15 protein-coding genes are annotated in these 23,734 nt (G+C 32.3%); 2 read left to right on the top strand and 13 right to left on the bottom strand.

Annotation, left to right across the window (positions count from 1 at the left end):
* Window positions 1–213: 213 nt before the first annotated feature.
* Window positions 214–2,124, top strand: coding sequence for a T9SS type A sorting domain-containing protein (locus WAF17_RS19100; protein ID WP_338763180.1), 1,911 nt, complete (start codon window positions 214–216; stop codon window positions 2,122–2,124).
* Window positions 2,125–2,264: 140 nt separating this feature from the next.
* Here WAF17_RS19100 and WAF17_RS19095 read toward each other — a convergent pair whose 3' ends face one another.
* Complete coding sequence (locus tag WAF17_RS19095) at window positions 2,265–4,946, bottom strand: DNA gyrase/topoisomerase IV subunit A (protein WP_338763177.1); 2,682 nt, start codon at window positions 4,944–4,946, stop codon at window positions 2,265–2,267.
* Window positions 4,947–5,256: 310 nt separating this feature from the next.
* On the opposite strand from WAF17_RS19095, the gene WAF17_RS19090 reads away from it, so the two are divergent.
* Window positions 5,257–6,843, top strand: coding sequence for a BspA family leucine-rich repeat surface protein (locus WAF17_RS19090; RefSeq protein ID WP_338763175.1), 1,587 nt, complete (start codon window positions 5,257–5,259; stop codon window positions 6,841–6,843).
* Between the two features lie 272 nt (window positions 6,844–7,115).
* Here WAF17_RS19090 and typA read toward each other — a convergent pair whose 3' ends face one another.
* The 12 genes from typA to WAF17_RS19030 all read right to left on the bottom strand — a co-directional run bounded on the left by typA (window position 7,116) and on the right by WAF17_RS19030 (window position 23,502).
* A complete protein-coding gene (gene typA, locus WAF17_RS19085) occupies window positions 7,116–8,927 on the bottom strand; it encodes a translational GTPase TypA (RefSeq protein WP_338763173.1) in 1,812 nt (603 codons plus the stop codon).
* Window positions 8,928–9,482: 555 nt separating this feature from the next.
* The gene (locus WAF17_RS19080; RefSeq protein WP_338763170.1) at window positions 9,483–10,262 is read right to left on the bottom strand and encodes an arylamine N-acetyltransferase; all 780 of its coding nucleotides are present in this window, start codon (window positions 10,260–10,262) and stop codon (window positions 9,483–9,485) included.
* A 627-nt stretch (window positions 10,263–10,889) separates the two neighbouring features.
* Entirely contained in the window at window positions 10,890–11,150 is a 261-nt protein-coding gene (gene atpC, locus WAF17_RS19075; RefSeq protein WP_338763167.1) for an ATP synthase F1 subunit epsilon, read from the bottom strand.
* 122 nt (window positions 11,151–11,272) lie between these two features.
* Window positions 11,273–12,775: a F0F1 ATP synthase subunit beta gene (gene atpD / locus WAF17_RS19070; protein ID WP_338763164.1), complete on the bottom strand. Its 1,503-nt coding sequence runs from the start codon at window positions 12,773–12,775 to the stop codon at window positions 11,273–11,275.
* A gap of 454 nt (window positions 12,776–13,229) precedes the next feature.
* A complete protein-coding gene (locus WAF17_RS19065; protein WP_338763162.1) occupies window positions 13,230–14,936 on the bottom strand; it encodes a DUF4139 domain-containing protein in 1,707 nt (568 codons plus the stop codon).
* Window positions 14,937–15,071: 135 nt separating this feature from the next.
* Entirely contained in the window at window positions 15,072–16,775 is a 1,704-nt protein-coding gene (locus tag WAF17_RS19060; protein WP_338763160.1) for a DUF4139 domain-containing protein, read from the bottom strand.
* A 181-nt stretch (window positions 16,776–16,956) separates the two neighbouring features.
* Window positions 16,957–18,249 carry an FtsX-like permease family protein gene (locus tag WAF17_RS19055; protein ID WP_338763157.1) on the bottom strand — a complete coding sequence of 431 codons (1,293 nt, stop codon included), beginning with the start codon at window positions 18,247–18,249 and terminating at the stop codon, window positions 16,957–16,959.
* Window positions 18,250–18,401: 152 nt separating this feature from the next.
* Window positions 18,402–18,800, bottom strand: a complete 399-nt coding sequence (locus WAF17_RS19050; RefSeq protein ID WP_338763154.1) for a hypothetical protein — start codon at window positions 18,798–18,800, stop codon at window positions 18,402–18,404.
* A gap of 118 nt (window positions 18,801–18,918) precedes the next feature.
* Window positions 18,919–20,358, bottom strand: a complete 1,440-nt coding sequence (locus WAF17_RS19045) for a hypothetical protein (protein WP_338763152.1) — start codon at window positions 20,356–20,358, stop codon at window positions 18,919–18,921.
* Window positions 20,359–20,577: 219 nt separating this feature from the next.
* Complete coding sequence (locus WAF17_RS19040; protein WP_338763150.1) at window positions 20,578–21,147, bottom strand: hypothetical protein; 570 nt, start codon at window positions 21,145–21,147, stop codon at window positions 20,578–20,580.
* A gap of 297 nt (window positions 21,148–21,444) precedes the next feature.
* Window positions 21,445–22,374 carry a PfkB family carbohydrate kinase gene (locus WAF17_RS19035; protein ID WP_338763148.1) on the bottom strand — a complete coding sequence of 310 codons (930 nt, stop codon included), beginning with the start codon at window positions 22,372–22,374 and terminating at the stop codon, window positions 21,445–21,447.
* A gap of 495 nt (window positions 22,375–22,869) precedes the next feature.
* On the bottom strand, window positions 22,870–23,502 hold the full coding sequence (locus tag WAF17_RS19030; RefSeq protein ID WP_338763144.1) for a hypothetical protein: 633 nt from the start codon (window positions 23,500–23,502) through the stop codon (window positions 22,870–22,872).
* Window positions 23,503–23,734 lie beyond the last annotated feature (232 nt).

Below are 23,734 nucleotides of genomic sequence, written 5' to 3'. Positions count from 1 at the left end.
TATATGCTTTATTTGTGTTATAGTTATGCAAGCATACTATATAAAAGCTCATTAAATGACCAACAGTCATAAAATGAGAATCAAGAGAAATAAATACTCATTAATTCAATTAATTAACTTTTAGTGTACTTTATCTATTCAATAGGTTATTAATTTAGATTTATGAAAGATAAATTACAAATTTTACACACAAACAATTAATTTCCCCTTATTATGAAAAGAATTTTTCAATCTATCGTTGCCTTTTTCGTTTTCTTACTTCTTAGTTTTGGAGCAGTTGCTCAACAAATTCAAGAAACAAATCTTGTTGTCCCTACGCAAATGACTAGCGTATCTGGCGATATTTTAGGAAGTGGTGAGAGTGATGCAGGTAATATCTATTATGGAGCTACTCCTTCAAACCTTAGAGCAGGTTCTCCTGTAATTGTTTTCATTCACGGTTATTCTTCTCGTGCAAGTACGTGGTGGGACGGAAACGACATGTATAACAAAGCATATGCAGATGGCTATCGTACAGCATTTGTTTCTGTAAACCCAGACAAAGATATGTGGGTAAATGGTCAGCTTTTCAATAACATGTTAGGAACAATTACAAACCGTTTTGGTGTAAACAAAGTAGTTGTAGTAGCACATAGTAAAGGTGGCTTAGATACTGATGCAGCATTGGTACATTATGGAGCAAAAAATAAAGTAGATCGTGTAATTACACTTAGCTCTCCTCACAACGGAACTCCTCTTGCAGATTTAGCTCAAAGTGGCTGGGTTTCTTGGTTATCAGGTGTTTTTGGTCAAGTAAATGATGCGACTAACTGTCTTCAAACAGGATATGCAAGTTATTTCCGTTCTCAAACAGATAACAATTCAAACAACACAACAAGCTTCCGTACAGTAGGAGCTTGGGGATATGGTGGTATTCTTTGGATTCCTGGACAATACTTGAACTGGAATGGTGGTGGAAGATGGTCAGGTGGAAATGATGGTGTTGTTACTTATAATAGTTCAAAGCGTCCTAATTCTACAACTTTACATAGTGGCTACGGAAACTCTACAACAAATCTTGACCACAGCGAAGTACACGAAGGAAGGTATATGTGGAATACTGTAAAAAACAACTTACCTTATTCTCTTTCTAAAGTAGGTGCAAAACCAGTAGATAACGGTACTAATACAAACCCAAATGCAGTTATTGAAAGTAGAGTACAAATTCTTAGCTCTGAAAAAACAAGCCGTAATTTTATGGTAGAAGAGGGAGTAACAGAAACAATGTTAGATATTCATCACTTAAATGCTAACGAAGAGTTTTTGATTATTGCTCCAAACGGAAACAAAATAAACCCAACTACTTTACGTGTTTCTGAAAAAGCAGGTGATATGTTAGGTGGTTTTGCAACTACGCTAAAAATAGAAAATCCACAAGTAGGAACGTATTCTATTGAATCTGAAAGCGCATTTGTTGCTTTAGTTACTGCAAATGAAGGAATAACACTTCGTATGACAAGTGATTTGAATGATAAAAAGTATATCTATAATGTTGGAGAAGCTATCAACTTGAATATCTCTCTTTTGAATGAGCAAGGCATCAATACACAAGGAACAAAATTAACAGGTGTAATGAGTCTTACTTCAAATGATATAAAATCACAAAAAGCAGTTGTATTAGATTTCAAACAAAACAACGGTCAGTTTAAAGCTACTGTTAATGAAACTCTTCCAGAAGGTGTTTATAGTGTTGCGATTCAAGCTGAAAATGGAAACTTTAGCAAGTCTTTAGTTACAAGTATCGCAGTTGTAGATGGCGTTTTGCATACATTAGGAAATAATGATGTGAAAGACCCTATCAAAGAAAATAGCGTAGAATCTATCAAATTGATGCCTACTTACCCAAATCCTTTCACTACTCAAACTACAATTAGCTTTGAGTTGAAAAACTCTTCTGCTGCAATGCTTACTATTTATGATGCAGTTGGACGTGTAGTTGAAACAGTTGATTTGTCTTCTTATGGAGTTGGAACACACCAATACACTTGGAATGTAAACCAAGCTAGAGTAAAAACAGGTCTTTATATCGCTGAAATCCGTAACGGAAAAGAGCGTGTAACTCAAACAATGATTTATTCTAAATAATAATCTTTGAGAGTTTTAAGATAAATTCAAAAATCCCAGTAACTAAAAAGCTACTGGGATTTTTTTGCTGTTGCATGAACTATTGTCAGAGTTGTTTCGGATTACCGAAAAACTACTGACAAAGTTTTTTTGTTAGAGTATTATCCAAAAAGTGAATCGTCTTTTCCTTTTCCACTTTCAGCATCTCCCTTTTTTATGTCTCCTTTTACAGTTGGGTCAAATAAAGATTCTGCTGCTGAAGGCTCGGGAAGCACAAAATTTGCCTTATAGATGGCTGGTTCTTCTAATTTTCGTCCTAAAGCTCTCCACCCTTTCACGTCTTCTAAGGTATGAAGTAGATAAGAGATTTTGAATTTCTTACGGTTCTGTTGATAGAATATTTCTACCTTTAGGTTCTTATTTTCTTTCTCTTCATTCTCAAAATAAACAGCCAAAACTTCTGATTTTTGATGCTCTGGAATAAAACCAAATTCTTTTGAAATAGTTGAAGTTTCTATTTTGAAACGTTTTATATAATGAGACTTTCCTTTTCCATCATAATAAACAGCAGAAATTACAGCCTCTGGATTGAATTTTTTGATAGCTAATACTCGTTTCACATCATAACGATTGGTAAGCTCAAAGTTTGTTTGTTCGTAGCTTCCATCTTTATAAATTACTAAAATCGTATCTTCATTATCAAACTCCCCTAACTTTTCACCTATTTCGTCTTTGTTGAGTGTTCCTGTTACTGCATCGTAATAAATTTCTAATGCACCAAGAGTAGATTCTCCTTCTTTGGCTAACTTGATTCTACGGACAGGGTATTTTGTAAGTTGATTTCCTTTTACTCCACGTCCTTTTATATCTAATTCAGCAAAATCATAATCAAATGTTTTTTGTTTGGCTTTACAGGCATTTGATAGCAAAATATTGACTACTTCAGCTTCTCCATTTGGATTGGCAGAAAAATAATGGACTTTTGAGAGCTTATGATCACTGGCAAGGTTATATTCTCTCTCACGAGTTACTCCCAAGACTTGAAAACGTTTTACATAACTTACTCCTGTTTTGCCATTTAGATACGACATATTATAGACCATTCTCTCGTCGCCTTTTCTGAAAACGTCAATATGAATGATATTTTTGCCTACAAAAACTTTATCAGCCACTTTTACCACTTGCATAACGCCATCTTCTCTGAAAATAATAATATCATCTAAATCAGAACATTCACAAACAAATTCGTTTTTCTTCAAACCTGTTCCGATAAAGCCTTCTTTTTTATTGACATATAATTTTGCATTATTAGCTGCTACTACACTTGCTTCAATATTATCAAATGAAGAAATTTGAGTTTTGCGTTCTTTTCCTTTTCCGTATTTTTTCTTTAATTCTTTATAATAATCAATCGAATAAGACGTAATATTTTCAAGGTTGTAACGAACTTCTTTTAGCTCTGTTTCCATTTTCAAACGCAAATCATCTGCCTTTGAAGTATCATACTTAGAAATTCTTTTGATTTTAATTTCTGTTAGCTTTACAACATCTTCATCAGTTACTTCTCTATAAAAGTCTTTTTTGTAAGGCTCTAAGCCTTTATGGATTGTCTGAATGACCTCTTCCCATGTTTTGGCATCTTCTATACGTTTATAAATTCCTTCATCAATAAAAAGACGTTCTAAAGAAGAGAAAAATATTTTTTCTAGTAACTCTGCTTCTCTAATTTCTAATTCTCTTTTTAATAATTCTCTAGTAAAGTCTGCACACGTCTTGAGCATTTCATTGACATCAATAAAATGAGGTTTGTCTGCAATAATTACACATGCATTTGGTGAAATAGAAACTTCACAATCCGTAAAGGCATAGAGCGCACTCATCGTAACATCAGGCGAAACACCAGAAGCTAGTTTTACCAAAATCTCTATTTCAGCTGCCGTATTATCTATTACTTGTTTGATTTTTACCTTTCCTTTATTATTTGCTTTTAGGATAGAATCAATCAAACTTGTTGTTGTTGTGCCAAAAGGAATATCACGAATAACAAGTGTATTTTTATCAAATTGTTCCATTCTAGCACGTACACGGACTTTTCCACCACGCTTTCCACCATTATAATTTTCTATATCGATATATCCTCCTGTCGGAAAATCGGGATAGAGATTTACTTTCTTATCTTTTAGTGCATTTATAGAAGCATCTATAAGTTCATTAAAATTGTGAGGCAAAATTTTGGTAGAAAGACCAACTGCAATACCTTCAACACCCTGCGCCAAAAGCAACGGAAATTTTACAGGCAGAGCCATCGGTTCACGCTTTCTTCCATCATAAGTAAGCTGCCAATCCGTCGTTTGAGGATTAAACAAAACATCAGTTGCAAACTTAGACAAACGAGCCTCAATATAACGAGAAGCAGCAGCACCATCGCCAGTACGGACGTCTCCCCAGTTTCCTTGAGCATCGACGAGCAAATCTTTTTGTCCCATATTTACGAGAGCATCGCCAATAGACGTATCGCCATGTGGGTGATACTGCATCGTCTGACCAATAATATTTGCCACTTTATGATAACGACCATCATGCATTTCATTCATGGCGTGCATAAGTCGTCGCTGCACAGGTTTTAGTCCGTCTTCTATGCGAGGAACAGCACGTTCTAAGATTACATACGAAGCATAATCTAAAAACCAGTTTTGATACAGTCCAGAAACAGGCAAAACATCAGAAACGCTACCTCCATTGAGGGCATTAAAGTCGTCTGCGTGTTCTTGTAATGATTCGTCGTCTGCGTGTTCTTGTAATGATTCGTCGTCTGCGTGTCCGTTTGTATTGTCTGCGCTCATATATTTTATTTTATACGTCACTCGTGGGGACACAAGCAACGGTAGTATTTTTTATTTTTTTTGCTAAAGATATTAGTCAAAAATTATCTAAGTCGTTTTAGCGTGATTCAGTCTTACAAAAATAGGTATTTTTCTTTAAAATGCTAAATTATTTAGCAAAAATATTTTATTAGAATTTGAGAATTCAAAATTACGAAAAAATGATTTAAGAGTTTTAAATTTTAAAAAAACAGTTTCTAATGCAATCATTCTAATTACATTGATTTTGTATATTTTTGAATTTTAAAATAATCTTAATCATTAATATCTAATGAAAAATGTCTTTGTGTTCTTGTTTTCTTTTTCAATTTTGACTCTCTTTTTTCTCGCTACAAATACTGCTTATTCTCAAGCTTTTCGTACTACTTGGAAAACTACTGATTCTGAAATTACCATTCCAACAAATGATAGTTTAGAATATGACTACAAAATAATTTGGAAAAACCTTACTAATAGAGGTGTGGGAAATGGTTCTGCCAAAAATCAAAAAGGAAATTATACTATCAAAAATTTAGAAAATGGTAGTACTTATGAAATAGCTATTATAGGCAAATTTCCTCATTTTTTTATGGATTATAATAAAATTGAAAAGGTAAAATTACAAACTTTAGAAGAATGGGGTACTATTCAATGGCAGTCTATGAACCATGCCTTCATGGGTTGTATTAATCTTACCTATAAAGCTACTGATAGTCCTGATTTGAGGAAAGTAAAAAATCTGTCTTATATGTTTTATAATTGTAATAAACTTGATGGTAATAGCACTATGAATAAATGGAATACTTCAACTATAACCGACATGTCTGGTATGTTTAAATATGCTGATTCATTCAATCAACCAATTGGAGATTGGGATATGCAGAACGTAACTAATACCAATCAAATGTTTAATGGAGCTGCTTTATTCAACCAACCAATTGGAGATTGGAATACAGAAAATGTAACTGATATGGGGAGTATGTTTTATGCAGCGACTTCTTTTAACCAACCCATTGGAAAATGGAATATACAAAATGTAATAAATATGAGTGCTTTGTTTTATGCAACAACTTCCTTTAATCAACCCATTGAAAAGTGGAATACAAAAAATGTAATTCAGATGGATGGAATGTTTTATAAAGCTACTTCTTTCAATCAACCCCTAGAAAAATGGAATACTTCAAAGGTAACTGATATGAGTTATATGTTTTATAAAGCAACCTCATTCAATCAATCTATTGGAAATTGGAATACTCAAAATGTAGAAAATATGAGGTCTATGTTTGATAATGCAACTTCATTCAATCAACCTATTGGAGAATGGAATACGCAGAATGTAACTACAATGAAAGCAATGTTTTATATTGCCAGTTCATTTAATCAATCCCTTGGTAACTGGAATACAGAAAAGGTAAAAGATATGAGTGAGATGTTTTATTATGCTACCTCTTTCAACCAACCCATTGAAAAGTGGAATACTAAAAATGTTACAGATATGAGGTCTATGTTTTATGTTGCTAATGCATTTAATCAATCCATTGAAGAATGGAATACTGAGAAGGTAAGACATATGAGTGAAATATTTTATTATGCTGCTGTATTCAATCAACCTATTGGAAAATGGAATATTAGCAACATAAAATATAATGACCAATCTTATGAAGAAAATGGACTGATAAATATTTTTGAATATTGTGGTATGAATAAAGAAAATTATGATGCTACTTTGATAGGTTGGGCTAATAATAAAAACGCTCCAAAAAATATTACATTAACTGCAAATGGTTTGAAATACTGCAAATCCAAAGAAGCTCGTCAAAAACTTATTAAAGAATATGGCTGGACAATAGAGGGCGATGAACTTGATTGTGAAGACTAAAATACAAAACCCCATAAAATAAGAAAAGGCAACCACAACTGTGGTTACCTTTAATTTACTCTATATCCCCTTTACAGATATAAAACTTAATCTTCCTTCTTACGGAAGAAGGAAGCCATTTGTTGCAATATTTTCAATCTTTTTCTATTTTCTTTATTAAAATGAAAATATAAAAGAAGAAATTTTATCAAAAACAAGTAGCTATCCTATTAAAAAACGGTTTATTTATATCACTATTTCAATAATAATGCATAAATAGTTTAATATTTTCATTAAGCAGTAACAAATGTTTTAGCATTACGCTTTCTTTCACCTTCGTTCAAATAAATTTTACGAATACGAAGAGATTCTGGAGTAAGTTCTACATACTCATCAGCTTGAATATATTCTAATGCCTCTTCTAAAGAGAACTTTACAGGAGGAGCTATCTTGTTCTTACTGTCTGTTCCCGAAGAACGCATGTTTGTCAATTGTTTCGTTTTTGTGATATTCACAACAAGGTCAGTACCACGAGTATGCTCACCAACAACTTGACCTTCATAGATTGCTTCATTCTGATCAACAAAGAAAATACCTTTATCTTGCAATTTATTGATACTATAAGGAATAGCATTTCCAAGTTCCATAGAAATAAGCGAACCACTCTGACGACCTTTAATTTCTCCTTTAAACGGCTCAAATGCTTTGAAACGGTGGTACATAATTGCCTCTCCTGCTGTTGCAGTAAGAAGTTGGTTACGAAGACCAATAATTCCACGAGAAGGCATTTCAAATTTCAAGATAACACGGTCATCTTTCGGATTCATTTCTAATAAATCACCTTTACGCTGCGTAACAAGTTCGATAGCTTTTCCAGAAAGATTTTCAGGAAGGTCAATTGTTAATTCTTCAATCGGCTCACATTTTTTACCATCAATTTGTTTGATGATTACTTGAGGCTGACCTACTTGCAATTCATACCCTTCACGGCGCATCGTTTCGATAAGAACTGACAAGTGAAGAACACCACGACCAAATACATTGAAAGAATCTGCTGATTCAGTTGGCTCAACACGAAGAGCAAGATTTTTTTCTAATTCTTTTTCCAGACGCTCTCTAATATGGCGAGAAGTAACAAATTTACCTTCTTTACCATAAAAAGGAGAGTTATTGATAGTAAATACCATTGACATGGTAGGCTCATCAATAGAAATTGGAGGCAATGCTTCTGGCTCATCTCTATCTGCAACTGTATCTCCGATTTCGAAGTCTTCTAACCCTACAATCGCACAAATATCTCCTGCTTGTATTTCTTCTACCTTACGTTTTCCTAATCCTTCAAAAACATAAAGTTCTTTTACTTTATTCTTTTTAATTGTTTCATCACGTTTCATTAATGAAACCGTTTGATTTACTTTCAGCGTTCCACGAACCAAACGACCAACAGCGATACGACCGATATACGTAGAGTAATCTAAAGACGTAATTTGAAGTTGTGTAGTTCCTTCTTCAATTTCTGGAGCAGGAATCGTTTCCATAATAGCATCCAAAAGTGGAACAATACTATCTGTTTCTTTTTCCCAATCATCACTCATCCAATTATTTTTGGCAGAACCAAAAATAGTAGGGAAGTCTAATTGGTCTTCTGACGCACCTAATGAAAACATCAAATCAAAAACTTGGTCTTGAACTTCGTTAGGCTTACAGTTAAGTTTATCTACTTTATTTACAACTACGATAGGCTTTAAACCTAAGTTGATTGCTTTTTGAAGTACGAAACGAGTTTGAGGCATAGCACCTTCAAAAGCATCTACCAACAAAAGCACACCATCAGCCATATTCAAAACACGCTCTACTTCACCACCAAAATCGGCGTGACCAGGAGTGTCGATAATATTAATTTTTGTTCCTTTGTAGTCAATAGAAACGTTTTTTGCTAAGATTGTGATTCCACGTTCACGCTCAATGTCGTTGTTATCCATGATAAGTTCGCCTGGACGTTCGTGTTCTTTAAACAAATTTCCAGTAACGAGCATTTTATCAACAAGAGTAGTCTTGCCGTGGTCAACGTGAGCAATGATAGCGATATTTCTAATAGACTGCATAAGGTAGTAAAAACTAATGTAAAAGGCTTGAGAGTATTTTTATAACTATTTAACAAATTCTAAATCAATTTCTTAGAAAAAACTAAAAATGCTTAAATCGCTGTTTTTATTTATTCTATTGATTCATAGTGAGTTATGAATTGTTTTTTTTCTTAGTGGTGCAAAATTAGCAAATTTATTTTAAAAAACAAGAATTTGTAAGATTAATAATTCATTATCAATTCGACTTTAAAGGTTTTTCAAACAAAATTAAACGTTTCTTTTTTTTGTTTTTCATTTCTTATACATATATAATAGCTTATTGAACATTCACTTTAATTGGTATTTCTATGATTTGATAGAATTTTATTAAGCTAGGAAATAATTTTATTTTTGTGATAAGAAAATAACTTTTCTAGCATTTATTTGCTTTCCACACCTATTTTATTTTTTTGAAGGGTTGATTTTTTTGAGTATTTTTTTTAAAATCAACAACTCTGAAAATTATTTCTAAGCTTATGATACGAAAAATAAAAAAAGGAATTTTAAAATTATTTTAAAATTCCTTTTTGAAACCTAACAAGTTTTTTCCTCTAGGATGTTCATATCAAATTCTTCTTTCAAGATTTGATAAAACTCTTCCTCACTCTGGATTGTATGTTCGTATTTCTCTTTACCTTTAGTTTTGATAAATTTGTTGTTAAATAATGTAACTCGTCCTTCCTCTGTTGGAATAGTACAAATTCTGTTTTTCACAAAATAAGATTCTTCTGAATATTGTTTAAAATGTATTTGTTCTTGAAACTCTTCAATTTTTCTAGGAGTTGTATCAAAAGCATAAACCTTTTTAAACTTATAGCCTTTCTTAGACTCTGATAAGATGTAGTCAGATTCACTCAACTGGCTTATTTTATAAATAGAATCTCTTTCTTTATAAACATAATTATCAATTTTTGAAGGAATTTTCATAGGTTCTGTAAAGAGATTACCATATCCTACATCAACAAGCCATCTTTCTTTTAGCTGGACAATTATAGCCAAATGATCAAACTCTACTCCTAAATTTTCATTTTTTTCATATATTCTTGCTGATATGATTTGAACATCAAAACCTAGTTGTTTGAGAAGATTATAAAACAAAAAATTGAGTTCATAGCAAAAACCACCTCGTTTTTCTACAACTATTTTTTGATACAAAGTATTTATATCAATAACTAAAGGTTTTTTTAGATATATGTCTAAGTCCTCAAAAGGAATAGCAAAAGCATGTTTTTTGTGAAGTTCATTTAACGTTTGTAGATTGTTTTGTGGATTTTGCCGATAATCTATTCGACGTAGATAGTTGTCTAATTTCATCTTTTAATTATTTGTGTGTTTATTGGTTGTTATACTATTCGTGATAACTTGTTAATTTTCAACAAGATATACTTAAGCACTCTTCTTTTTCTTAGAATTATACTATTGAATAGTTAGCGTAAAAATAACTAATTTATACACACTACTTCAACTCTATAACTTACTTTAAGGAAATGTTTTTTTACTATCTTTGGTTTCAAAATTAGAGTAATTATAGATTTATAGTTATTAGTCTTACAATACTATAACAAATGTCATTCTTGTTTTTTATAAAAAATCTATCAAATTATTTTAAATTATTTATCTATAAAATTAAACGCCATGAAAAAATTTAATTTCGTCTTTACTATTATTTGTAGCACTCTTCTTATCCTGCTCAGTCTTCTCAATATGAATTATGATCCAATAACTGATTTAGATAAAAACAAAGTTTCTCTACTCAATCTGATGGTTAGTATTTCACTAATTTTATATATTATTTTCAAAAGAAAAAAACAATCTCTTTCTAGTGCTTCAAAAAAATAAATCTGCTACCTTTTTAATTTAATAAAAGAAAAAACCGTTTTACTCAATAATGAATAAAACGGTTTTTTTTATAATTTCTTAATCAATTATTTTTCACATTTACTAATTATCTAAACTAGTAGATTCTGCTAAAATAATGACATGGTTATTAAGCACTTCGATTACACCACCACTAATAGTATAGAAAACTTCTTTTCCTTCTTGGGTGCGTATTTTTACTTTTCCTTCTTGCAAAGAACTCACAAGAGCAGAGTGATTATCCAAAATTTCGAAAGAACCTTTTGCTTCCGAACCTGGTACTAAAACACTTGTTGCTTGTCCTGAAAAAGTTTTATCGTCTGGAGTAATGATTTCCAAAAACATAATTTATACTAATTTAGAAGTTAGATTTCAAAATTTAGAATTAAAACAAAACTAGAATTTAGAAGGCAAATTAATTACTAAAGCGATTATTCTGACTTCTAAATTCTACCTTCTAAATTTATTTAGGCGTTTGCTTCTTTAAGAAGTTTCTCACCAGCTTCGATTACTTGTTCGATTGTTCCTTTAAGAAGGAATGCTTTTTCAGGATACTGGTCAAGCTCTCCGTCCATAATCATATTAAATCCACGGATAGTATCTTTAATATCAACTAATTGTCCTTGAAGACCTGTAAACTGCTCTGCTACGTGGAATGGCTGAGATAAGAAACGCTGAACACGTCTTGCACGAGTTACAACTAATTTATCTTCTTCAGAAAGTTCGTCCATACCCAAAATAGCAATAATATCTTGAAGCTCATTGTAACGCTGAAGCATATTCTTAACACGTTGTGCTGTGTCATAATGCTCATCGCCGACAATTTCTGCACTCAAAATACGTGAAGTAGAATCCAAAGGATCTACGGCAGGATAGATACCAAGCTCTGAAATCTTACGAGAAAGTACAGTAGTAGCATCCAAGTGAGAGAAAGTTGTTGCTGGAGCTGGGTCAGTCAAGTCATCTGCAGGTACATAAACGGCCTGTACAGAAGTAATTGAACCACGCTTAGTAGAAGTAATACGCTCTTGCATTACACCCATCTCTGTTGCTAGTGTTGGCTGATAACCTACGGCAGATGGCATACGACCTAAAAGTGCCGATACCTCAGAACCTGCTTGTGTAAAACGGAAAATGTTATCGATAAAGAAAAGAATATCACGTCCTTTTCCTTGTCCGTCTCCATCACGATAATACTCTGCCATTGTAAGACCAGAAAGAGCAACTCTAGCTCTTGCCCCTGGAGGCTCATTCATTTGACCAAAAACAAAAGTAGCTTTAGAGTCTTTCATTTTTTCTTGATCTACAAGAGATAAATCCCAGCCACCTTCTTCCATAGAATGCAAGAAGTCTTTACCATAATCTACAATTCCAGATTCTAACATCTCACGAAGAAGGTCATTTCCTTCACGAGTACGCTCACCTACACCTGCAAATACAGAAAGACCAGCATACGCTTTTGCAATGTTATTGATAAGCTCTTGGATAAGAACTGTTTTACCTACACCTGCACCACCAAAAAGACCAATTTTACCACCTTTTGAATAAGGCTCTAAAAGGTCAATTACTTTAATACCTGTAAAAAGTACCTCTGTTGAAGTTGAAAGGTTTTCAAAAGCAGGAGGGTCACGGTGAATAGGAAGGCGTTGGTCTCCTTTTGGTTGAGGAATACCATCGATAGCTTCTCCAACTACGTTGAACAAACGTCCTTTTATATCTTCTCCAACAGGCATAGAAATTGGCTGACCTGTGTTTGTAACTGTCATTCCACGTCTAAGACCTTCAGTACCTTCCATAGAGATAGTACGTACACGGTCTTCGCCTAAGTGTTGCTGACATTCTAGTACAACGAGTGTACCGTCTTCTTTTGTTACTTCAAGAGCATCTAAGATATGAGGTAAAGAACCATCTACGAAACTCACGTCCACTACTGGACCAATTACTTGAACGATTTTGCCTGTTGTTGCCATATTTATTATTACAAATTACGAAATAAATATTCAGCGAAGCTAATTATAGAATTACGAATAATTATAAGCGTAATTTATTTCGTTATGATGATTAAATCAATTAAACGTTTTAGTTTTTTCTTGATAGCTTCTTATTATCAATAAAGAAAAGATATAGAAGCGTATTTAATTTAACTGCAAAAGTAATGTTTATTATCCGTATCTCAAAAGATTTTGACAAAAAATACTGATTTTAGATATTAAACGCTATCACAGTTTCTTTTATGTAGTTTAGACATCCTGTCTGAACACAAAAAAACAGCTTTTGCTCTCAATGGTAATTCTGAAAGACTGACATACAAAAATAACCATGAGTAAGATTTATTAAACAACCTCATGATGTTGTTGGTGTCGCTTCGCTAAAACACCAACAACGGCATTGAAAAATACTGATTTTAGATATTAATGAAGTTTCTTAATTCGTTTCGACAAAACTAGTATCTAATTGTTTTCCCTTTGGATATTTTATGGTGTATTCTAATTTGAATTTCTTAGAATCTGATGCAGAAACTTCTGTATTCCAAATTACTTGACCTGTTCTTGTATTCAAATCTCCACCACTTATATTTTCAGTTTCTACCTCAATACGGCTATCCATAGAAAGAGGAATTTGGTCAATAACTTTTATACTTACTTTGCGACTCAAATTATTTTTAATTATAACTTCAAATACTTTTGATTCTTTTATATTTGAGCCAATAAATTTTCTTTTGTTTTTGTCTTTGAGTGTAATTCTTTCAGCTACGATTCGGCTATCTTTTCCTAATGAAACAGCCAAAGTATCGCCCGAATTTTGTGTATCAAGATAGGTTTTGCCTACAAATTTATTTTCAAAATAAATATTCACATCTCCTGAAACAAGTTGATATTGTTGCCAGTCAGAAAGATTTGCCATTAAGAAACCTTCTTTATTTTTTCCTGCAAAAACGGTGTATTGATAATCTGTTTCTACTTCCATTTTCGAAACTTCTACAAGCTGTTTTCTTCCATCAGAAAGGATAGTATAAGGCAAACTAATTTCAAACTCAGCAGCCAAGGCTGTTTCTTTGACAGTTGTATAATCTGCAATAGATTCAGATTCTTCTTCTAAATCTTCTAGGTCGCCCCAGTCGCCTCCATCGTCGCCCCAAGCATCATCAGCGGCATAACTTTCTTTTTGTTTTCTTTGCGCTCCAGCAGCATAACCTGTCATTGTCACAGGCTGATATATTTTCAAATGTTGGGCATAAAACTCAGGTGTTTCTGTGCTTTGTGTGGGGTCAGCTGTCGATAAAGTCAGATTTATATCTTTCCAATCAATTCCTGTGGTCTGGCTTACGTGCGCTCTGTATGAAATTTCCATTGGTTCGCCTACTTCCTTTGCCCTCAAGTCATAAACAGGATTCCAAGAAACATTTGTAACTAAATATTGCAACATAAAATCTACACTTACAGCTGATTTGGCTTCCAAACTTACAATCACTTCTCCAGAAGGAACATCTACCATTAATTCAAAGCTTGAGTTTGTATTTTGTTTCATCATACGAGCCAAATCATTTCCCAAACGATTGATAAGCTGTCTGTTTTCTTTTTGTTCCTTACCTACATTTCTAATTTCTTTTCGAACCTTTGAAATTCTTTTTCTCACAAAATCAGCCATTGCAGCTAGTTCTGTTGGTGTAAGTGGGCGAGTTTGGCTACTTATTTTTTGATTGCTTATCAATAAGGCTTCTTCATTTTGTAAGATTTCTAAATCATCAGAGAGTTCTTTTTGTACTATTCTTGCCTCTTGAAGCGAATCCCTTACTTTTTGAGAAACCTTCCACGCTTGTGGATTTCTTCGACTTGTAACAGTTGGTTGAACAGAAAAAATAGTTACTTGACTTGAATTAGCCAAAAGCTGAAAACTACTTTCGACTAACTTTGGAGAAAGTCCTGTAAAGATAATTTCGTTTTTTCCTGCTTTTAGATTTGCTTTTGTAGTGCGTGTAACTTGCGCTCTACTTCTAAAAACAGTTACAGATTCAACTTTGCTAGTTACAGGTTGGGAGTTATGATTTTGAGAAAAAGCAACATTATGCTGTGAAATAAAGAAATAGCAGAGAATTAGAGATAATAATGAAAGTAGATTTCGGTTTTTCATAATTATATTTTTTAAAAATGAATAAGTAGTTTTTGTAAAAATTTAGTAAGATAGCCTCAACTAGCCTATTTTATGTTTTTTTAGATGGATTGAAATCAAATCTATAAGGTTTTGAAAACCTTATAGGTTTAGACATTAATTCGTTTCCACAAAATTAGTATCTAGTTGCTTTCCTTTTGGATATTTGATGGTATATTCTAATTTGAATTTCTTAGAATCACTTGCAGAAATTTCTGTATTCCAAATTACTTGACCTGTTCTAGAATTCAAATCTCCACCACTTAGATTTTCTGTTTCTACTTCAATTCGGCTATCCATAGAAAGAGGAATTTGGTCAATAATTTTTACATTTACTTTGCGACTCAAATTATTTTTGACAATAATTTCAAAAGATTTTGATTCCTTTATATTTGAACCAATAAATTTACGTTTGTTTTTGTCTTTGAGTGTGATTCTTTCGGCTACAATTCGGCTATCTTTTCCTAACGAAACGGCTAATGTATCACCTGAGTTTTGTGTATCAAGATAGGTTTTGCCTACAAATTTATTCTCAAAATAAATATTTACATTACCTGAAACGAGTTGATATTGTTGCCAGTCTGAAAGATTTGCCATTAAGAAACCTTCTTTGTTTTTTCCTGCAAAAACGGTGTATTGATAATCTGTTTCTACTTCCATTTTCGAAACTTCTACAAGCTGCTTTCTTCCATCAGAAAGAATTGTATAAGGCAAACTAATTTCAAACTCAGCTGATAAAGCTGATTCTTTTACTGTCGTATAATCTGCAATAGAAGCTGATTCTTCTGCCTTGATATCATCATTATAACCTCCACCATCTCCCCAAGCTGCATCTACTGTTGCTGCTTTTTCTGCTCTTGCATATCGTGTTTTTTGCTTTTTAAATGCAGCAACAGGTTGATAAATTTTCAAATGTTGAGCATAAAACTCAGGCGTTTCGGTGCTTTGAGTTGGGTCAGCCGTAGATAAAGTTAGGTTTATATCTTTCCAATCAATTCCTGTGGTCTGACTTACGTGTGCTCTGTATGAAATTTCCATTGGTTCGCCTACTTCCTTTGCTCTCAAATCATAAACAGGATTCCAAGAAACATTTGTAACCAAATACTGCAACATAAACTCTACACTCACAGCAGATTTAGCTTCCAAGCTCACAATTACTTCCCCAGAAGGAATATCTACTGCCAAATCAAAACTTGAATTTGTACTTTTATTGAGCATACGAGATAAATCTTGCTGCAAACGATTGATAAGTAGATTATTTTCAGCTTGTTCTTGATTTACTTCTCTAATTTCTTTACGAACTGTTGAGATTCTTTTTCTGACAAAATCTGCCATTGCAGCTAATTCTGTCGGAGTAAGTGGACGTGTTTGACTACTAATTTTTTGATTACTTATTAAAAGAGCTTCTTCATTTTGTAAGATTTGTAAATCATCAGAAAGTTCTTTTTGATTTATTCTTGCATCTTGAAGTGAATCTCTAATTTTCTCAGAAATTTTCCACGCCTGTGGATTTCTACGACTCGTTATAGTTGGCTGAACAGAAAAAATAGTTACTTGACTAGAATTAGCCAAAAGCTGAAAACTACTTTCGACTAACTTTGGAGACAGTCCTGTAAAGATAATTTCGTTTTTTCCTGCTTTTAGATTTGCTTTTGTGGTTCGTGTAACTTGCGCTCTACTTCTAAAAACAGTTACAGATTCGATTTTACTGGTTATGGATTGAGAGTTATGATTTTGAGAAAATACAGAATTTGATTGTAAGGCAACAAAATAAATTGATACAGTTAAAAATAAAGAGAGGAATAACTTTGAAGTTTTCATAAAAGTAGTAGTTAATTTGAAGTTTTCTTATAAATATTTATGGTTATTGATGTCTTTAAAAGATTAACAAGGTTTTTTCTAAAACAAGAAAATCAAAAAAAGGCATAAAACCAATTTTGTGATTTTATACCTTAGATGATAAATTGTATTCAATTCCATAAATAAAAGACAAAATTATCTTCTATTTCAATAAATTTGCTGTAATAGAAGTACGAGAAGCATTACGAGCAGGTACAAAAGAAGCCAAAATAGTAACCAAAACAACTGTAATACAGACCCACAAAACATCTAAATACTCCAACTCAACAGGATATGATTCTACAATCGAATTGCCATTTCCTAAAGGCACAAAACCCCATTGTTGCTGTGCTAAAATCATTGAAACGCTCAAAATAATTCCTACTGTTGCACCTATCAAAGCGATTATCGAACCCTCAAAATAAAAAAGTCTTCGTATCATAGATTTGGAAGCTCCAATAGAAAATAAAAGCGAAATATCATATCGTTTTTCTACTGCCAACATTGCCAAAGAAAAGAAGATATTAAAACTAGCTAGTGCAAGAACAAATGAAAAGGCGATATAAGCAAAAAAACGTTCTATCTTGAACGCCCTTAGAATACTTGCTTGTTGTTCTTCAGCATTTTCTACCAAAAACTTCCCTTTAAATTTCCCATCAGTTTCTGTTTGAGCATCTTTTACTAACAGTCCAGATTTATCTTCTAATTCTCGTTTGAGTTCTCGCTGGACTTTTTTTATTGAAAATCCTTCTTTCACTTTGATTTCTAAAGAAGTTCGTTCCTTACCATAATCAGTTAGTTTTTGAGCAAAAGAAAGAGGAACAATGACGTGGTTTTGGTCAAATTGCTGTTCGATAAAAAGAATCCCTCCTGTCATTATAGCTTCTTGATTGAAGGCATTTAATGGGTTAGTAGGCGAAATATTCTTTACTCCTTTTTTGGGATACCATACTTGCAGAGGCGTAACTTCATCATTCATAGCAACAGAAAGCATCGTATAGACACCATATCCCAAAAGTGCAAAATCTAAATTTCCTTCTTTTATTTTGAATTGTCCATCAATAATTTGGTCTTTGAGTTGATATTGCTTTGAAAAATTATCACTTACTCCCTTCAAATGCACTGCCATTCGTGTTCCTTTGTATTGGATAAGCGCATTATCTTCAATTACTTCTGTAATTACTTTTACTCCTTCTACACTTTTGACAGTTTGTATCAAAGAATCATTCAAAAGAAATGATTTTCCTTCTTTAGCCGAAATTTTAAGTTCAGCATTATAAGCTGTATGAAGTTTTCGTGTCAGATTTTCTAGTCCATTGAAGACTGAAAGCACAATAATAAGTGCTGCCGTTCCGATAGCAACACCAATCATTGACATAAAAGTCAAGAGATTAATGAAATTTCGTTTTTTCTTAGCAAAAAAATAACGACGAGCAATAAAAAAAGCTGTATTCATAAAAGTTATTTCAATCAAAATAATCCTCTTTGTGTGGCACTTATCAGCATCACACGTTTCATAATTAAAAAACCTTATAAAATTATCTTATACATATAAGGAAATTTTATAAGGTTTGTAAAGAAGTTTTGTTTACCCGATTAAATCTATTTTTAAGCAAGTAACCAATTTAGAGCTTCATCTTTTGTCTTAAAATTCTTAGATTCTTCAGAGTAATCTCCTTCATTTCTCATTGTATCTAATTGCTTCAAAGACATTTGATTATAAATATCTTCTGCTACAATACGAGCTACTTTGAAAAACTTAGCATTCGAAACTTCATAAGCCTTCGGAAAATAGTTTTCTTTGAGCCAATCTCGGTTCTCTTCAGCAATAACTTTGCTTTGGCTCATATCTACTAAGAGTTTATTAGTTTGCTTTTCTTCTATCAAATCTAATACTTCTAACCAACACGGTTGATACTTTTCTAATACCAAAAAACCTTTCATTTCTACATGAATATAATTGCCTTTTGGATTTTCTACATGATTTACTTGATAAGAACCTGCCATACGAATAAAAATTAGTGTTTGTAGGAAAGAATAATATATGAAATATAACAACTAATTTTATAAAACGAAAGGACATTTTCTAAAATAGAAAAAAATATAGCCTTTTCATTAATCAAATTTAGCAAATCATTCCCATTAGTTTTTCATCGAACAAAATATATTTTGTAGGCGAGAAATGCGTTCTGTCGTGGTCTTTCATTTTATTAAAGATTGCACGAATTTTATGCTGCTTGTTGCGTTTGGTATCATTCACAGCTGTTTTCAAAATCTTCACAAAACTAATGATGTGTTCGCAGTTTTCTTTGCCCATCAATCTAATTTGACGCTGAATGCTACTTACAAGTTGATTAAATAAATCATACTCTTTCATAATTGCATACTCCAAAGCTAAGATAGATTTTATTTCTAATTGAGCATGTGGGTATTTTTTCAAATTTACGTTGTTCAGAAGGTTATTCAACCAACGAGAAGCTTCTTCATAATTATCAGCATAATGACAAGAAATTGCACGGTAGGTAATATACTCAATATATTTTGGCATATCATCTTCGTCTGCTTCATAATCAGTAAATAACATTTCATTTTCTACGTGCATATATGCTTGTTCACCAGCACGAATACAACGCTCGATTTTAGTATGCAAAAACTGTGAAGGATACGTGTACCAACTATAATTAGTTAGCAAATCACCTATTGCTTCGTTTACATCTTCATAATATTTTTCTGCTTTGCGATATACTTTATAATAATTATAGTATTCTAAACGTAAAAATTCGAATAACAAACGGAAGTGATAATAAATTGTATCCTTTTCGTAAGTCGCAAATATTTTATTTACTTTTATCAAAATATCCTCAATTGGCTCTTCATCGTCATCTATTCCCTCATCGCCTTCGACAAATAATCTATGGAAGATATTAATACAACTTTGATAAACGAATAAACGATGTGATTCATAAAGACGAGCCACATTTTCAATCTCATTTTTGAGAAGTGTAAGTCCTAAACGCTCTACTTCATCACCTGTCATGGAATAAACTCCAAACTTTTTGAAATAATCTGATAAAATGTCTTCTGCTCTATCAATAGCTAACATATAGGCTACATGTTTATTATAGAGTTGAGAATATTCGTAGTGTTCTGGGGTATGAACGTGAAGTTTTTTGAGTGCCTTATAAACAAGAGTAAGTTCATTAGAAAGGTCATAATCTAATAATTCTTTTTCAAGTTTCTTGATGGTAGCAATAGAAATTGTTTTCTTTTTAGTAAAGAGAACTTCGTTGATATTAGCTACTTTTTTGAGTAAGTCAGTACGAGGACTTTCCATTTGCTGAAGCAAATATTCTTCAATCTTTTGATTCAAACGAGAGCGAAGTGTATAATACGCATTTGTATTTACATCTAACTCTTCCATTACTTTTCCATCTGCTAAACTTCTTTCTCGCAAGGCTTTAAGTAAAAAAGCAGATTTATCAGCATTACTGACAATTAATGAATCATGTATTGCTTGGTAATCTTTTTCAGATAATTGCTTTATTATATTTGTGAGTTTTGCCATAATAATTTCTTGAATGTACGTTTTTGGTGTACTGCTTTTATAGTTTAGCTTGAAAAGTAACGTTGAAAAAAATTGAGGAGGTTCACTAAAAAAATGAGTTCTAAACGCCTACTACATTATTTTTCTTTAAAAGTAAGAAAAACTACAATTTTATAGCAACTTTTAAGTCATTTTTTTTCAAAAAAAGCGAAGTTTGTGCTTTGTTAATACGATTTCAACCTATTCTTCCTCTTTTGCCCCCTGATATCTTGCTCTTAAAATAGATAGATTAATTTTTTCAGGGACTAAAATAGCTTCTGGAAAATCATCTATTATAGCAACAAGTTGTCTTTGCGCTTCCAACTGACTAACGAAATAACCTGCTTTTATTTTGAATAAAGGTTGTTCATAAACAGATTCTGCTCTTAACCCATGTACAGAAAGTGTATAACTTGCTTTATTTTTCACTTCATTTGCTTTATCACTATCCGAACCTGTATAGAGTTGAATACGATAACCAGATAAAGATTTGAGTTGAGAATTTTTTTCAGCCAAACGAGAAAGCATTGCATCTACTGCCATTTCATCGGAAGTGGGAGGAGTTCCATTTGTTTGGTTTGTTTGTGATGTACTAGTTTCTGTATTCTCTACTTTTGTTATTTCTTTTGAGGGAGCTTCATAAGTTGCAAGAGCTACTCTGAAAGCTGCCAAATCTTCATTATAAACAGAAGCTGTCGAAGAAGTAGATGGTTGTGTTGTTACACAACTAGACAAATTTATTAGATAAACTAATGAAATTGAGAAAAGCAAAAAGCGATATTTTATAATTTTTTTCACTAGTCTTGACTTTTAAATATTTTAATTTGATTCTGACTATTTTTTGGATAGAAGTCGTTTAAGAATAGATTTTATACACGTATTTATTGGTTCTGCTATGCTAAAAACCAACAAAGGCAATGTTATTTTTTAAAATTGATTTTGTAAACCCAATTTTAAAGAAAATCTATATTCTTAAACAACTTCATAGAAATGATATATCAAATTTCCTTTATTCTTTAGGAAACTTAATTTATCAAACTAATATTTTATTTACTAAAATACAAATCGTTATACAAATACAGTTCCTATCAAATCAGCAAACTTACGTTCACGTTGTGCAATTTCTTTTGGAGAAAGATTTTCTAGGCGTTCTGTTCCAAATTTCTCTACACAAAAAGAAGCCATGGCAGAGCCTTTAACTACTGCTTTTGACATCGTTTGGAAATCAATAGTTCCTTGTTGTGCCATATACCCAATAAAACCTGCAGCAAAAGTGTCTCCTGCACCTGTTGGGTCAAATACTTCTTCTAATGGAAGTGCTGGAGCATAGTAAATTTTATCATCTCCTTCATCAAGTTGGAAAAGAAGTGCGCCATGCTCTCCTTTTTTGATAATAACATATTTAGGCCCCATTGCATGAATCTTACGAGCAGCCTTTACAAGAGAATACTCTCCTGATAATTGTCTAGCTTCTTCATCATTAATAGAAAGAACATCAACAAGCTTTAATGTCTTTTTTAATTCTTCTAGGGCTACATCCATCCAAAAGTTCATTGTATCCATAACGATAAGTTTCGGACGTTTTTTCAATCTTTCGATAACCGTACGCTGAACTTGTGGCGCAAGGTTTCCTAACATTAAATATTCACAATCTTGATATGACTCTGGAAGAATTGGGTCAAAATTTTCAAGTACATTCAATTCTGTGATAAGAGTATCTCTAGAATTCATGTCATTGTTATACTTTCCTTTCCAAAAAAATGATTTCTCATCTTCTTTTATTTGTAGCCCTTCGGTATTTACACCATGCGACTCTAACATTTTGATTTTATCTTTTGGAAAATCGCCACCCACTACGGCTACCAAATTAATCGGTTTGGTAAAGTAAGAAGCACAAAGGCTAATATAAGTGGCTGCTCCACCAATGATTTTTTTTGAACTTCCGAAAGGTGTTTCGATGGCATCAAAGGCAACCGAACCGACTACTAATAAACTCATATATACTTTTTGAGAATTACGAATTACAAATTATGAATTACGATATAACTACTAATTACTTCGTATTCTTAATTAAATTCTATTTTGAAAAATTAAAGTACAAATTTCTTAAAAAAGCATACCAATTACAAATCTAAATAAATTTAGTTTTTTAATAGAGGAATTTTAAAAACCACTTTTAGAATTTAAAATGACAAAATTTTGACAAAAACAGCTTCAATAAGAGAAATCTTTGAAAAAATGAACTTGACATTAACTGCTAGTTGCTAATGTTACTCTTCTCCATTCATTTTTAAAGGCGATAATGGATTTGCACTACTATAATGATAATAGCTTTCTTCACTAATGACAAATACAATCACTTCCCTCGCAAATCTGAAGATTTACCATACTGATAGGTCGTAGTCGCAGACTACGCCCAACACTTATTTTTTTATTTTTTAGTCTTTGGAAGACTCAGCCGAACGGGGCAGCCGAGCAGCAGCAGGGGATTTTCTAATTATATGCTATTTCTATGCCTTCCTCTATCAATTTTCTTATTATAGAATCATAATATTTTTCATCATAGAATAAGTGCATGTATTTAACATATTTTTCATCATTAGTCAATTTTTTACCATTAGATTTATATATTATCTCATAATTTAACTCGTCCTCATATTTTATGCATATGTCATCTAACATTTCTTTCCATAAAAAAGATAATTCTGAGATTTCATTATCTACAACATAAGGAGTTATTTCAAAAAATATTTTTTCAAAGTTACAACTCATCAACTCATCTATATCCTTATTTGACAGTCTAACTATGTAACCTGTTATAATATGATGATTGAACATTCTATTTGAAATCCAACTTGGTATTAAGAAACAAACTACTTTAACAAAGAGGTCATCATCGCTACTTGTTGCCACTCTTAGTGTCCAATCATTTATCCATTTTATGCTATACATATTTGTTATTCTATGTACTTTATCAAGAATGTCATCTGTACCAAATATCTTTGTCCTTATGTAATAAGCAAAAATATGTTGTATAAATTTTTCTGTCTCTTCTGAACTAGGGTACTTAAGACTAACCTCTACATTGTAATAAGGTGGAGGAAATTTAATTATGCTTTTACTCATTGTTTATAACTATATTCTGCGTTCTTGTTGGTGTTCCCATTTAAATAAGTAAAAGAAAGCCGTTGTTGTGTCTTTAGTTTCGGCTTGCCGTTACGATGACCAACAACAAACATACCTCACAAATCCCCTCACTTACTTCCTAGCAAGTGATTACTATATATTTAGCATCCTGCCGTGTATTTGTATTTCTAAACTAGCACGAATCTAAATTTTTGAAACAAAAATCAGAAAA

The sequence above is a fragment of the Bernardetia sp. ABR2-2B genome (assembly GCF_037126435.1).
GTDB lineage: Bacteria > Bacteroidota > Bacteroidia > Cytophagales > Bernardetiaceae > Bernardetia.
This window is presented reverse-complemented; position numbering and strand designations above follow the sequence as displayed.

Bases quoted from the DNA above. Each gene is read 5' to 3' on its own strand.
- WAF17_RS19050 (WP_338763154.1), bottom strand. From the start codon at position 18,800: ATGGCAGGTTCTTATCAAGTAAATCATGTAGAAAATCCAAAAGGCAAT.
- WAF17_RS19035 (WP_338763148.1), bottom strand. From the start codon at position 22,374: ATGAGTTTATTAGTAGTCGGTTCGGTTGCCTTTGATGCCATCGAAACA.
- WAF17_RS19055 (WP_338763157.1), bottom strand. From the start codon at position 18,249: ATGAATACAGCTTTTTTTATTGCTCGTCGTTATTTTTTTGCTAAGAAA.
- WAF17_RS19100 (WP_338763180.1), top strand. From the start codon at position 214: ATGAAAAGAATTTTTCAATCTATCGTTGCCTTTTTCGTTTTCTTACTT.
- WAF17_RS19095 (WP_338763177.1), bottom strand. From the start codon at position 4,946: ATGAGCGCAGACAATACAAACGGACACGCAGACGACGAATCATTACAA.
- WAF17_RS19045 (WP_338763152.1), bottom strand. From the start codon at position 20,358: ATGGCAAAACTCACAAATATAATAAAGCAATTATCTGAAAAAGATTAC.
- atpC (WP_338763167.1), bottom strand. From the start codon at position 11,150: ATGTTTTTGGAAATCATTACTCCAGACGATAAAACTTTTTCAGGACAA.
- typA (WP_338763173.1), bottom strand. From the start codon at position 8,927: ATGCAGTCTATTAGAAATATCGCTATCATTGCTCACGTTGACCACGGC.
- WAF17_RS19060 (WP_338763160.1), bottom strand. From the start codon at position 16,775: ATGAAAACTTCAAAGTTATTCCTCTCTTTATTTTTAACTGTATCAATT.
- atpD (WP_338763164.1), bottom strand. From the start codon at position 12,775: ATGGCAACAACAGGCAAAATCGTTCAAGTAATTGGTCCAGTAGTGGAC.
- WAF17_RS19065 (WP_338763162.1), bottom strand. From the start codon at position 14,936: ATGAAAAACCGAAATCTACTTTCATTATTATCTCTAATTCTCTGCTAT.
- WAF17_RS19030 (WP_338763144.1), bottom strand. From the start codon at position 23,502: ATGAGTAAAAGCATAATTAAATTTCCTCCACCTTATTACAATGTAGAG.
- WAF17_RS19080 (WP_338763170.1), bottom strand. From the start codon at position 10,262: ATGAAATTAGACAACTATCTACGTCGAATAGATTATCGGCAAAATCCA.
- WAF17_RS19090 (WP_338763175.1), top strand. From the start codon at position 5,257: ATGAAAAATGTCTTTGTGTTCTTGTTTTCTTTTTCAATTTTGACTCTC.